Origin of the sequence: Hydrogenovibrio kuenenii DSM 12350 (genome assembly GCF_000526715.1) — a bacterium.
In the GTDB taxonomy this organism is placed as follows: Bacteria; Pseudomonadota; Gammaproteobacteria; order Thiomicrospirales; family Thiomicrospiraceae; genus Hydrogenovibrio; species Hydrogenovibrio kuenenii.
The window spans coordinates 2,251,852-2,264,341 of sequence record NZ_JAGP01000001.1 but is presented as its reverse complement, the minus strand read 5'-3'; the positions used below and the strand labels follow the sequence as shown (position 1 = coordinate 2,264,341).

The window sequence follows — 12,490 nt, the reverse complement described above, 5'->3', positions numbered from 1 at the left end:
ATGAACGCATTTGATAAATTTACTGTTCAAAATCTGCATGCCTATATTGATGGTGACTTATCTTCGCAGGAAAAGAATGCTTTTGAAAAAGCAATGCGATTAGATGATGAGTTGAAGGATGAGGTTTGTGAGCTAAGAAAAGTGAAACAACAGATTTTAGAACATTATCAAAAAGTAGACATTCCACCAATGCCTAAACTGGATGTCGACACCTCTAAAGGTTGGGGGTCTCGTATGGCGATAGCCGCCTCATTAACTCTTGCCTTTGGTTTGGGCTTTGTGGTTTCTAACCAAGAAGGACAGGGGCAAGCATTTAATACCCCATCAAATTTAGTGGCAGAAAATATCGCTCCGCAGAAGGTTATTTTGCATATTGACTCTGACAAGCCAGCGCGAGTACAAGCATTGCTGCATACAGCGAATGAGTTATTGGAAAAAACATCTGTCACGACAGCGGATAGCAAGCAGTTACCGCAAGTTGAAATTGTGGCAAATGATCATGGTATTGATTTGTTCGATAAAACCAGTAAAAATCGAGCTGAAATTATTGCGATGCTGAAGAAATACGACAACCTTAAACTACTCGCGTGTAAGCGAGCGCTGGAAAGACGTGCTGAAGCTGGACACCCTGTTAAGCTGATTTCAAATGTTGAGTCCGATCGTACAGCCGTTGGTGAGATTGTCAATAAAATGCAGCAGGGTTGGCGTTACTACAAGTTCTAGTCAAATAGTACCAAACTATCAGGCAAAAAGACCTCAGTCAATAATAGCGAGTTCCCTTTTTTTGAGAACTCGCACCGTCTCGATGCTAGCCTTTTCCCTTCTTTTTGGTCAAAATATGCCTCTTTTTTCAGGTGAGGCCAATTATTTCGCTGATTTTGGCATTCAAAATTCGAGCGGGAATAGTGATTCCGAAAATCCCTTGCAAACAATACGTGACCTAAAGGTGTATGTCCTAATGTTTTTAAGGAAAACCATGGATTGCCTGTATTGAAATTTGGAATGATTGTTCTGGCATAAACCAGTGGAATTTCACCGCAATTTAAGGTCACAGTCCTTACCCATACTTTCTTTTTTGGATTAAGGTTTAATCGAATTCTTTCGTCTGGAAGAGGGTATTCTAATTTTTCTGACAGGACTTTTACGGTCAATTCAGGGCATTTCTGCTTGAGTTTGGCGGTTAAGGATGAAGGGTCAAATAGCCAATTTTGTAGGCTTTTAGCGATAGACATACGACTCTGTAAAGATTGAGGGTACCACCTTGGTAATAGGGTAATTGGAGTATGCATTTTGTCTTCAAGCCCTTTGGTATTCCAAACGATATCCATGCCACCGCATCTGCAACGTTTCAATTTGATCTTTCGTTGCGGATTGTAAAAAGTTTTCTGCTAGGTGTTTTGCTGTCGCAATCCAATCCTGATCACGTTTAAGATCAGCAATGCGAAACTGTATGCCGCCAGTTTGGCGAGTACCAAGGATTTCCCCAGGGCCGCGTAATTTTAAGTCCTCTTCGGCAATTCTGAAACCGTCATTGGTTTCTCTCATTATATTGAGTCGCGCCTTTCCTGTTTCGCTTAGAGGGGGTTGATAGAGAAGTACACAATGACTTTGTTTTGAACCACGGCCCACGCGTCCACGCAGTTGATGTAGCTGTGCTAGACCGAGGCGCTCAGCATTTTCGATAATCATTAAACTGGAGTTGGGAACATTGACGCCTACTTCTATCACGGTGGTTGCAACGAGCAAGTCCAGTTCATGTTGCTGAAAAGCATTCATCACGGCGGCTTTTTCTTCGCCTTTGAGTCGGCCGTGAATTAAGCCTACGCGTAAATCCGGCCAATTGTCTTTAAATTGTTGGGCAGTTACTTCAGCTGCTTGAGCATGTAGGAGCTCTGATTCTTCAATGAGTGGGCAAACCCAGTAAGCTTGCACGCCTTGTGTGCATTGAGCAACCAGGTGCTCCATTACTTCCAATCGCTTAGCATTGCTTAAAACAGCGGTTTCGATAGGCTTTCTGCCCGGGGGTAATTCATCTATAACTGACAAGTCTAAGTCACCATAGGCGGTCATTGCCAATGTTCTTGGGATTGGAGTGGCTGTCATAATTAGTTGATGCGGATGGCTTTCTGTAGCCAAAGAATCATCGGTTTCTGATTTTCCTTTTGCATGCAATGCCAGACGTTGATGAACGCCAAAACGGTGTTGTTCATCGATAATCACTAGGCCAAGTTGGTTGAATTCGACGGATTCTTGGAATAAGGCATGCGTACCGATAATCACCTGTGCTTCGCCTGAAGTCATTTTGGATAACATAAGCCGTTTTTCAGCAGCTTTCATGCGACCATTTAGCCAGGCGACATTAATGCCAAGGGGTATCAGCCATTCTATAAAATGATTACGGTGCTGTTCAGCAAGGATTTCTGTAGGTGCCATGATGGCAACTTGATAGCCCGCTTCAGCCGCTTGCAATGCCGCCAGTGCCGCTATGACGGTTTTACCAGAACCGACATCACCTTGTACTAAACGTTGCATAGGATGAGGTTGTGCAAGGTCTTGTTGTATCTCTTTTAAAACACGTTGCTGTGCTTGTGTTAATTCAAAAGGTAAGTTATCAAGTAGAGAACGACTTTTGGTGCCGAGAGTGAAAACAGGGGCTGCGTATTTTTTTTCAGTTTGACGCATCAGCAACAAACTCATTTGAGATGTCATGAGTTCTTCAAGTATCAGTCGTTTTTGCGCCGGGTGCTCAAATTGTTTTATCTGAAACAGGTCATCATCCGGCTGTGGTTGATGCAGCGTGAGCAATGCCTGATTAATGCCTGGAAGCTGCATGGACTTAAGTAAGTCCGGAGGTATGCCTTCTTCTAGTGGGTATTGCTTAAGCAGTACCACTGCCTGTTTCATGAGTTTGAGTAGAGAGGGCTGTCCTAAGCCTTCGGTTGTTGGGTAAATAGGCGTAAGCGTATTTTCCAGTTCTGGTGTAGTGTCAGCTGCAAACAGTTGGTAGGTTGGATGCACCATTTCCAGTCCGGTTGGACCTGATCTTACTTCGCCATAGGCTCTGAGCATTTGTCCACGTTTAAATTGCTGTGCTTGGCGGTAATGAAAGTGAAAGAAGCGACAAGTGAGTATTTTCCCTTCGGTATCAATTATTTTAACCAATAGGCTGGTATTGCGGCTTTGGGTGAGATGGTGGCTGATAATTTCACCTTCTACAAGCGCTTCTTGTCCTACAAAGAGGTTCGAGAACGGCGTCAGTTTGGTTTTATCTTGATAGCGAAGAGGTAGATGAAACAGCAAATCCTGAACAGTATGAAGCCCAAGACGATGGAATTTCTCGAGTTGTTTTTCGCCAACGCCTTTTAATGTGGTTAGGGTTTGTTCAGCCAGCATAAAATTATCTTTAATAGGAACATTGGCATTCTACCAAACTTGCTTGCATAGAACCTAGTAGGCTGAGAATTGAGGTAACCCCAGCCTGGCAGATTTTATCAATCGGAAGTGTTCTTTTTGAACGAGAGTTGCTGTATTTGGTAGCCTTTGTGTTTTAGCTGCGCTAACAGACCATCTTTTCCAACAAGGTGTAAGCTGCCGACTAAAATGAATTTAGTTGGGGGCGTATGAATCATGTTTTCGATTTTTGGGAGCCAGTTTTGATTTCGTTTAACAATAATGGATTGATAAATTGATGGAAACTTTGTCTCAAAAGGTCTGAGTACAACTTGATCAAAACCGCTAACATTTCCCGTTCGCCAAAAATTTTTCATAGTATTCATGACTTGTGCAAGATGAGTGTTTTCTTCAAGCGTATGTAGAATCATGGCATTTTCATGCCCTTCACCCATAGAGCTCATAAATAGTAAATGTTGCTTAGGGGTTTCTAGCGCGAGAATGGGTTTGTGTTGTTTAACGGCTTTTTCAAGATAATATTTATCAACACCTGTGCCTGCTAGCCCAAGTTTTTTAAGCTCTAGCAAGGTTAAGTTCATCGACATTAAGCTGGCGCGATAATTATTTATTTTATGAAAGTCGACACCATATTTTTTTAGTTGAATGACCAGTTTTTGGTAAACCTCTGGCGAAAGGTGCTGTTGAAGTGTTTCGCCATAGGGGTAGCGCATTTGCATTAAAAAATGTTGTTGAAAGCTAGGGGTTTGGATTTGACGTAAATCGACTTCAAATACCAGTGCTTTTGAGTGTTGATAGGCATATTCATAAGCTTTCGGAAGAGGATAATCCGACTTCGCTAGTAAGTGTACGGCGCCACCTAAATAAATGGCATGATTGTCTTTAGACACTTTCCAGATAAAAGCACTAGCCCAAACTGAGCTGCTCACTCCGGTTAAGAGTAATAACAGCAGTATTGTCTGGAAGCGTTTTTTAAAGCTTGGTATTAGCGAAGTGAGGTAATAGGTCATGAGGTTCGCGCTCAGCCCTATATTAGTAAGCGCTAAGGTACATGACGCCATCCATTTCTACATCTGTACCTTTTGGCAGCTCTTTAACACCAACGGCAGCACGTGCAGGATAGGGTTGTTCAAAGTATTGCGCCATAATTTCGTTAACGGTTGCAAAGTGACTTAAGTCTGTTAAAAATATATTGAGTTTAACGATGTCCTGCAGGGAGCCGCCAGCAGCTTCGCAAACAGCAGTTAAGTTTTTGAACACTTGATGAATTCGTTCAGAAATATCGCCTTCTTTAAGTTCCATTGTTTCTGGAATCAATGCGATTTGACCAGAAAGGTAAACAGTAGAGCCGGTACGAACGGCTTGAGAGTAAGTGCCAATGGCTTGAGGGGCTTTATCAGTTGCAATAACTTCTTTCATGAAATGTCCTTTAAATGAATACGGATTATCGCTGGCCTTAAGTTGCTAAGGGCGAGCTTAATCATTAGATATTCATTCTATCGAAAATCTGCCAGGCTGGGTAGGGTGCGTTATTTAGAAAAACAAAAGATAGGAGGATTATGTTCCTTGATTTAGCCACTGTAACGCTTCATCTTTGTCTTCAAAAAATTTGGCTTCTCCGCCAATAAACCAAGAACCTGTTTTGGCAGCCCATTCTTGCCATTGTTTATGACCGTAAATAGCAATTTTTTCAAAAGATTTACCGTGTTTTATGCCTAATTTGAAATCATCCCAGGCAGCGTGGAGTTCCCAGCCTTTTAATTCGGTAGCATCAACAAATAGATTTATTTCAGGTTGTTGCACACCTTCAATCGCGTTTTCAAGCATGGGCGTAATCAATTGATAGTCTTCATGCGTGAGCTTGCCTTTGGCCGTTAGTGTCATGAAAAATTGGTTGTCGATTCGTTCAATGCCGATGGAAAGACCGTGAATATCTGTTGTCATAACGCACTCCTTGAAATGGATTTATTGCTGGATTAGTCAAACAGTTTTAATTGAAGATAGATTTCATTATAGAGGGGTAAAGTTTTATGCATCAAGTGCATAAACGTGAATTAAACATGAAAGTGGTTGGTGGAAGGTGGTTAGATTCGATGAATTTTTTCAACAATTGGCAGGCGTTTAAGCTTACGTATGATATCAGCCAAATGTTTGCGTGTGCGAACGCGAATAACAATATTCATCAAGCTATAGGTTTCATCTTTGTCTTCTGAGCGAACGCGGTCAATATCGGTTTTCATTTCAGCGATTTTGCTGGCGACAGTGGCAAGCGCTCCACGACCATTTAAGACTTCGATTTGCAATTCAACGTTAAAGGTTTGGGTAATGTTTTCTTCCCAATGAACGTCGAGCCATTTTTCGGGATGGTTTTTGAAGTTCTTAACGTTGGGACACTCTTGACGGTGGATGACCAAACCTTTTTCCGCACTGATAAAACCTAAAATATCGTCACCAGGAATTGGGTGACAGCAATTGGCATAGTTAACGACCATACCTTCTGTTCCGGAAATAACAAGCGGCATCGCTGGATCAGTAGCGCCTTGGTAGTGGAAAATGGAGTCTTCTGTACCCAGTAATAAATCATGAATTTGTTTAGCGACTAGATTTGCTAGACGCTGGCCAAGCCCGATTTCTTCCAGTAAGTGATCCCAGTTATTGAGTTTAAGTTCCTCCACAACTCTTAGCTGTATTTCTTCGGTAAGGCCCTGGTAAGACATATTAAAACTGCGAATTGCTTTTGTTAATAAGCGTTTGCCTAAGCTTGCTGCGGACTCGATTTGTTGTGTTTTCAAGAAGTGACGAATTTGTGAACGTGCTTTTGCTGTCGTAACAAAATGTAGCCAGGCAGGGTTAGGCTGTTGCTCTTGGCTTCGTAGGATTTCAACGGTTTGACCGCTTTCTAAACGTGTTCTAAGGGGAACAAGTTTTTTATCGACTCGGCAACCAACGGTAGAGTGTCCAACACTGGTATGAACTGCATAAGCAAAATCAACAGCCGTCGCACCTGCAGGAAGAGTAATAATTTCCCCTTTTGGCGTAAAAACATAGATAACGTTGGGGAAAAGATCGATCTTAACGTTTTCCAAGAAGTCGAGTGAATTACCTGCGCTTTGCTGAATTTCCAGCAGGTTTTTTACCCATTCTTGTGCACGTATTTCTACCGCGTTCATTTTGCCTTGATTTGCACGTTCTTCTTCTGTTTGATCACCTTTATAGATCCAGTGAGCGGCAATACCATGTTCCGATACTTCATGCATTTCCTTGGTACGAATCTGCACTTCAATATAGGCACCAAAAGGTCCAAACAGTACGGTATGTAAAGACTGATAACCATTGGATTTCGGAATGGCAATATAGTCTTTAAATCGTCCAGGAAAAGGCTTGTACAAAGAGTGAACGCTGCCTAGTACGCGATAACATTCATCAACGCTATTAACGACAACGCGGAAGGCAAAAATATCCAGAATCTCGTCAAAACTGAGATTTTTATATTTCATTTTCTTATACAGACTGTATAAATGTTTTTCCCGCCCAACAACCTGAGCCGGAATCTTGTCGTCAATCAGGCGATTGTTAATGGCCTCACTGATTTGGTTAACCGCTTCGTTTCGATTTCCACGTGCTTTCTTAACCGCTCGTTCCAGAACCGAATAGCGATTTGGATGCATGGCTTTGAAGCCTAGGTCTTCCAATTCAATACGAAAGGCGTTAATCCCTAAGCGTGCAGCGATTGGTGCAAAAATTTCTAAGGTTTCTCTTGCTATGCGTCGTTGCTTTTCTGGGCGCATAACGCCGAGCGTTCTCATATTGTGGAGACGGTCTGCCAATTTAATGAGGATGACGCGTATATCTCGCGACATGGCAAGAATCATTTTACGGAAGTTTTCAGCTTGTGCTTCTTGAGGGTTGTCGAACTCAAGCTTACCAAGTTTGGTGACACCATCAACTATTTCGGCGACATTATGTCCGAAACGTTCTTCTATATCATCTTTGGTGAAAGGGGTGTCTTCTACAACATCATGCAGAATCGCAGCGATAAGACTTTCGCAATCGAGTTGGATGTCGGCGAGGATTTCTGCAACCGCAATAGGATGCCAAATATATTCCCCGCCTGATTTTCGGGTTTGCCCTTCGTGTGCTTGAGCGCCAAATTCAAAGGCAGCTTGAATTTGCTTTACTTGCTTTTTGCTAAGGTAAAGCGAAGCCTTTTCTAATAAACCATCGATACTGGTCGGAGTTGGCATTGGACAGAGCTAAATAAGGTACCGATTAACCGAAATAAGGAGGTGTGTCAGGGTCAGACATAACCACATCTTTGTCGATAGTGTTCTCTGCCAATTCACGTAGTGCCATGACAGTTGGTTTGTCTTTATCCCATTCCAAAGTCGGTTCTGCACCGTTAGATAGTTGACGGGCGCGCTTCGCACCCAAAATAACCAATTCAAAACGATTTTCAACTTGGTCTAAGCAGTCTTCTACTGTTACACGAGCCATTCTTTTGCCTTTTTGTGTGTCTTGTTAGGAGTCTTTAAGAATTAATTTTAAAGTAAACTACTATTTTACCGAATTTGAAAGGAATTGTATATGTGATAAATGAAGTTGATTGTTGTGTTTTATGTTTAGTGACTATTTTATTGCTTATGTTCAGGTAATAGAATCGTTAAGTAGTCTTCTAATATGTGCATTTTATTTTGTAATGCCTGTTTAGCATTTTCACCCATTTTGTTTAGTAAACCGGGTGCGTCAATCAAAGAATTAAGTTCCTGAAACAAGCTGTCATAATCTGAACACTGTATTAGCCCTTGATGACTTTTAAGCAATTGCGTTTCTTCTTCAAAATCCGACATATCTGGCCCAGTTAGAATGGTAGCGCCGCAGGCAGCTGGTTCCAAAACATTGTGCCCGCCTTTAGGAACAAAAGCGCCCCCCATAATCACAACTTTTGCATGGCAAAAAAGAGGATCCAACGCGCCAATTTGATCATCGATATAAACCAATGTGTCTGAATCAATCATTTCATTTTTGCTATAAACTCGAATCTGATCACGCGAGAGAGGTAAGTTTTTTACGATTTCATCTGCCCGTTTCGGGTGCCTTGGTACGATGACCAGAAGTTCTGCTCTATGAAAGGATAGCCAGCGCTGAGTGACCTCGGTTTCTTCATTGTCATGACTGGATGCTAATAGGATATAAGGGCGTTCAATCGGGCGGTCCGTTGCCACAGGTGTTGCAATAGCCGCATATTTTAAGTTGCCTAAAACTTGAATGGTATTGTTGTTGGCATTGAGTTGTCGAAAATGTGAAGCTTCTTGTTCGTTTCTAACCAGTAAGTGTGAAACCAGCGCCAGTGTTTGCTGGTAAGCTTGTTTCAACCAAGCTGGACTATTGAGTGTTTTTCTCGATAGTCGGGCATTTAAAATACTAATTTCAATCCCTTTTTTATGAGCTTCTCGGTATAGGTTTGGCCAGATTTCCGTTTCCATGACCCAAAGCTTTGATGGGTAATAGTGATTGAGAAAGCGGTGAATGGCATAAGGATAATCTACCGGGCAATAGGCGAGAAGTACCTTTTCATTAAATAGTCTTTCGATTAATGCATGGCCTGTTGGTGTATTGGTGGTGATTAAAAGAGAATGGTTCAATAGTAGCTTATGGATGAGGGGTTCTGCTGCTTTGACCTCGCCGACAGAAGCGCAATGAATCCAGATTGGAGATAGGTTTGGTAAAGAGCCTTCAGGGTACTTTAGTCCTAGCCTTTCTAGGATAAAAGCTAACCCCCCCTGTTTTTTAATAGCTTCCAGCACAGTAATAAAGAAAACCAACGGGCTGAGGAGGTGAATGAGCAATTGGTAAGTCAGCATAGTCTAGCCGTTAATTGTCTTTAAGATTCTAGCGTTAGTGTCCAGCGTTAAGCAGGGCTTCCATTATTTCAATGTCACCAGGAACATCAACTTCTGGTGAGTCCCAAAGGCTTTCAACGACTTTGATTTTTTGACCAAATTCCAGTGCGCGAAGTTGCTCAAGTTTTTCGATATTTTCTAAGTGTCCCATTGGGAGTTCGTTAAAAGCATCAACAAAACGCTTGGTGTAAGCATAGACCCCTAGGTGCTTATAAGAATCGTGATCCCAATAGTCTCGACCATGAGGAATGGTTGCTCTCGAGAAGTAAAGCGCAAACCCATTGACATCGGTAACCAATTTCACGTCCTTCGGGCTGGTGATTTCTGCTTCATTAACGATTTTGAAAGACAGAGTAGACATTTCAAAACTACCATCATAACGGTCATCCGTAAAAGGAGAAATAACGGCTTCGATGGACTCGGAATGTACTAAAGGCTGGTCGCCTTGCACATTAACAATTAAATCATTCGGTTCAAGTTGAAGTTGTGCGGCTGCCTGTGCGATGCGGTCCGTACCTGATTCTGCTTCAGGTGGTGTCATGATGACCTTGCCACCAAAGGCTTCAACGGCATCTTTAATGCGATCATCATCTGTTGCAACATAGACGGCTTCAATGCCTTTAGCTTTTGAAGTGCGCTCAAAAACGTGTTGAATCATTGGTTTACCATTAATCAGTTTTAAAGGCTTGCCTGGTAATCGAGAGGAACCGTAACGCGCAGGAATAAAAACATAGGTTTTCATGTTGAATCAATCCGATGACTTAAAAATTAAGTGAAAAGAGAAGTTTCCTACCGAATTTTTATCGGTAGGAATTAAGAAGTTACATTTTTTCGTATAGACCGCGAAGCAGTTCAGGCGTAACTTTTTCTTTCCAACTAGGTCCATAAACGTTGTCCCAAAGCGGTGCCATGCCTGAACAAACTTGTATCATTTTATCCATTTGAGCATCGGTTAGGTTCGCGCAAACGCCCGTTGGTAGGTCAATGTTGTGTTTTTCCATCATTTTACGGAAAGTTGCCACTCCTTCAGGATAGAAGTCATCTAGTACGTTAAAGGCAATGCAGTTTCCAATACCGTGATGAAAGCCAAGCACGTAAGACAAACCGTACGAAAGCGCATGGCAAGCCCCAACTTGGCTATAAGCGATGGATTGTCCGCCCATGTAGGAAGCCATCATCAATTTTTCCTCTGATTCTGGGTGATCCTCAAGGAAAACTTGGTGACAGAGTTCCGTTGACTGTTCGCCAAATGCACGAGCAAATTCATTGATATAAGTACCGTTTAGTGCTTCCACATTGTGGATATAGCAGTCCATTCCGGTATAGAACCATTGGTTTTTCGGTACGCCAGCGACCAAATCAGGGTCTAGGATAATTTGGTCAAAGACCGTGTAATCGGAGTTCATCCCAAGTTTCTTTTCAGGGCCAGTCAATACCGTGGTGCGTGAAGCTTCGGCTCCTGTTCCTGAAATAGTTGGAATACCAACATGATGAACAGCAGGGTTTTTAATCAAATCCCAACCTTGATAAATTGCAGCCCCACCAGGGTTGGTCAACAATAATGCAACGGCTTTAGCGATATCCATAGAGGAACCACCACCGATACCGATAACACTAACAGGTTCTTTACCATTGTTGTGTTCACTGCAGTAAGTTTGAACCTGTTCTGTCAGGGCATCAACATAAGTAGTTTTTGGCTCGTCGGTAACATCCAGCCAGATAATCATATCCTGATCATGTTTCGGGATACGCTGAGCTAAAGGCTTATCCTTATGGACTTCATCAACTAAGAAAACCACACAATCTTTTTCGGATTGACGCTCTTCTGCCAAGACTTCATCTAATTGGTCAAAGGCGCCGCGACCGAAAATAATTCTGGGAACAGTTTTAAAATTGCGATGTTTCATGATGTTATCTCTTTTGATTTTTTAGTTGTGAGTCACACATTTTAGTGAATTAAATATGGGTAAAGTTTAGCGGAAAACTTTGGCAAATGCCGCAATGCGTTCATTAATTTGTTCTTCTGACCAAGATAAATTAATTAACATGGATAGCGTGCGGCTCATAATATCATCCGACTTGGGGGTGCTAATTTGCGTATAGTCCGGGCGATCAGCAATTAAGTCAATAGGCAGTTTAGCGGCTCCTTTCATCTGGTGGATGTGGTGCCAGTTTTTCAAATAGTGCCAATTGTTGGCATACCAATAGAAGACACCTGCAACACCTTGTTCGCCAAGTGCTTTTACCACTTCTTGTGTGCGTTCCTCAGTCGGTAGTATGATGCTTAAGAATCCTGCATTATCACCCGCTTCATCTGGAATGACTCGGAAAGAAACTTCTGAGTAATTGGCTAAGGCATCTTTGAGCGCTTTTTTATTGCGGCGCTGCGTGTCTAAGATTCGATCAAGTTTTTTCCACTGCGCGACACCTACCGCGGCGTTCATTTCTGAGATACGGTAGTTAGCTCCCATAATTGGATGGCTTTCTGCACCGCGATCCATACCAATGTGATCGTGACCATGATCTGAGTATTGATGTGCAAAATCATAGATGGTCGTGTCGTTGGTGAGTACCGCCCCGCCTTCTCCACAGGAGATGGTTTTGACCGAGTCAAAAGATAGGGTGCCGACATGACCAATCGTGCCAAGCGCTTGTCCCTTATAGGTTGCACCAGTTGCCTGACAAGCATCTTCCAGAAGAACAATGTTATGTTGGTCGCAGATTGCCTTTATCTCATCCATTTTCCCCATGGAACCACACATATGAACAAAATTGATGGCTTTAATGTCTTGGTGTTTTTTTAGGGTTTCTAAAATACCTTCAGGAGAAAGGGTTAGGGTTTTATCAATCTCTGAAAAAATAGGAACTGCACCAGCAAGTACGATAGCTTCGACAGAAGCGACAAAAGTAAAAGGCGGTACGATAACTTTATCACCAGCACCAATGCCACTTGCTGTAAGCGCTGTTGACAGTGCAGCGGTTCCACTGGAAACCAAATGAGTGTGTTTGACTTTTAAGGTGTCGCAAATCATGCCTTCGAGTTCGCGAGCCTTCCAAACATCATTTCGCATACCATCAAAGTTATAGCGGAAGGTGAAGCCCTTCTCCATTACTTCTTGTACTTGTTGTTTTTCGGTATCGTCAAAAATTTCAAAACCAGGCATATTAGAAATCCTTCTAAG

General features: G+C 42.4%; 12 protein-coding genes. 1 reads left to right on the top strand and 11 read right to left on the bottom strand.

All coding sequences use genetic code 11. The annotated features are described in order from the left end of the window. Entirely contained in the window at positions 1–723 is a 723-nt protein-coding gene (locus tag N745_RS0110625; protein ID WP_024852107.1) for a hypothetical protein, read from the top strand. Here N745_RS0110625 and N745_RS0110620 read toward each other — a convergent pair. The 11 genes from N745_RS0110620 to N745_RS0110570 form a co-directional block, all read right to left on the bottom strand. Next, positions 720–1,328, bottom strand: a complete 609-nt coding sequence (locus tag N745_RS0110620) for a chorismate--pyruvate lyase family protein (RefSeq protein ID WP_024852106.1) — start codon at positions 1,326–1,328, stop codon at positions 720–722. The genes N745_RS0110625 and N745_RS0110620 overlap by 4 nt on opposite strands. After that, positions 1,297–3,393 (bottom strand): ATP-dependent DNA helicase RecG, encoded by a 2,097-nt coding sequence (recG, locus tag N745_RS0110615; RefSeq protein WP_024852105.1) that lies wholly within the window; start codon positions 3,391–3,393, stop codon positions 1,297–1,299. The genes N745_RS0110620 and recG overlap by 32 nt, the downstream gene beginning before the upstream one ends. A 98-nt stretch (positions 3,394–3,491) precedes the next feature. After that, complete coding sequence (locus N745_RS0110610) at positions 3,492–4,298, bottom strand: TraB/GumN family protein (RefSeq protein ID WP_051453400.1); 807 nt, start codon at positions 4,296–4,298, stop codon at positions 3,492–3,494. A 142-nt stretch (positions 4,299–4,440) separates the two neighbouring features. Next, positions 4,441–4,827, bottom strand: coding sequence for a RidA family protein (locus tag N745_RS0110605; protein WP_024852103.1), 387 nt, complete (start codon positions 4,825–4,827; stop codon positions 4,441–4,443). Positions 4,828–4,965: 138 nt separating this feature from the next. Beyond that, entirely contained in the window at positions 4,966–5,352 is a 387-nt protein-coding gene (locus N745_RS0110600) for a SpoIIAA family protein (RefSeq protein WP_024852102.1), read from the bottom strand. Between the two features lie 140 nt (positions 5,353–5,492). Beyond that, positions 5,493–7,652 (bottom strand): RelA/SpoT family protein, encoded by a 2,160-nt coding sequence (locus N745_RS0110595; RefSeq protein ID WP_024852101.1) that lies wholly within the window; start codon positions 7,650–7,652, stop codon positions 5,493–5,495. 25 nt (positions 7,653–7,677) lie between these two features. Then, positions 7,678–7,902 carry a DNA-directed RNA polymerase subunit omega gene (gene rpoZ / locus N745_RS0110590; protein ID WP_024852100.1) on the bottom strand — a complete coding sequence of 75 codons (225 nt, stop codon included), beginning with the start codon at positions 7,900–7,902 and terminating at the stop codon, positions 7,678–7,680. Positions 7,903–8,039: 137 nt separating this feature from the next. Then, positions 8,040–9,269, bottom strand: coding sequence for a 3-deoxy-D-manno-octulosonic acid transferase (locus tag N745_RS0110585; RefSeq protein WP_024852099.1), 1,230 nt, complete (start codon positions 9,267–9,269; stop codon positions 8,040–8,042). 34 nt (positions 9,270–9,303) lie between these two features. After that, positions 9,304–10,050: a 3-deoxy-manno-octulosonate cytidylyltransferase gene (gene kdsB, locus N745_RS0110580; protein ID WP_024852098.1), complete on the bottom strand. Its 747-nt coding sequence runs from the start codon at positions 10,048–10,050 to the stop codon at positions 9,304–9,306. Positions 10,051–10,129: 79 nt separating this feature from the next. Next, on the bottom strand, positions 10,130–11,215 hold the full coding sequence (locus N745_RS0110575; RefSeq protein ID WP_024852097.1) for an iron-containing alcohol dehydrogenase family protein: 1,086 nt from the start codon (positions 11,213–11,215) through the stop codon (positions 10,130–10,132). A gap of 66 nt (positions 11,216–11,281) precedes the next feature. Beyond that, on the bottom strand, positions 11,282–12,472 hold the full coding sequence (locus N745_RS0110570) for a DegT/DnrJ/EryC1/StrS family aminotransferase (RefSeq protein WP_024852096.1): 1,191 nt from the start codon (positions 12,470–12,472) through the stop codon (positions 11,282–11,284). Positions 12,473–12,490 lie beyond the last annotated feature (18 nt).

What these genes read in the sequence shown, in the direction of transcription:
- N745_RS0110570 (WP_024852096.1), bottom strand. Translation starts at nt 12,472, where the DNA reads ATGCCTGGTTTTGAAATTTTTGACGATACCGAAAAACAACAAGTACAA.
- kdsB (WP_024852098.1), bottom strand. Translation starts at nt 10,050, where the DNA reads ATGAAAACCTATGTTTTTATTCCTGCGCGTTACGGTTCCTCTCGATTA.
- N745_RS0110575 (WP_024852097.1), bottom strand. Translation starts at nt 11,215, where the DNA reads ATGAAACATCGCAATTTTAAAACTGTTCCCAGAATTATTTTCGGTCGC.
- N745_RS0110585 (WP_024852099.1), bottom strand. Translation starts at nt 9,269, where the DNA reads ATGCTGACTTACCAATTGCTCATTCACCTCCTCAGCCCGTTGGTTTTC.
- rpoZ (WP_024852100.1), bottom strand. Translation starts at nt 7,902, where the DNA reads ATGGCTCGTGTAACAGTAGAAGACTGCTTAGACCAAGTTGAAAATCGT.
- N745_RS0110605 (WP_024852103.1), bottom strand. Translation starts at nt 4,827, where the DNA reads ATGAAAGAAGTTATTGCAACTGATAAAGCCCCTCAAGCCATTGGCACT.
- N745_RS0110620 (WP_024852106.1), bottom strand. Translation starts at nt 1,328, where the DNA reads ATGGATATCGTTTGGAATACCAAAGGGCTTGAAGACAAAATGCATACT.
- recG (WP_024852105.1), bottom strand. Translation starts at nt 3,393, where the DNA reads ATGCTGGCTGAACAAACCCTAACCACATTAAAAGGCGTTGGCGAAAAA.
- N745_RS0110600 (WP_024852102.1), bottom strand. Translation starts at nt 5,352, where the DNA reads ATGACAACAGATATTCACGGTCTTTCCATCGGCATTGAACGAATCGAC.
- N745_RS0110625 (WP_024852107.1), top strand. Translation starts at nt 1, where the DNA reads ATGAACGCATTTGATAAATTTACTGTTCAAAATCTGCATGCCTATATT.
- N745_RS0110595 (WP_024852101.1), bottom strand. Translation starts at nt 7,652, where the DNA reads ATGCCAACTCCGACCAGTATCGATGGTTTATTAGAAAAGGCTTCGCTT.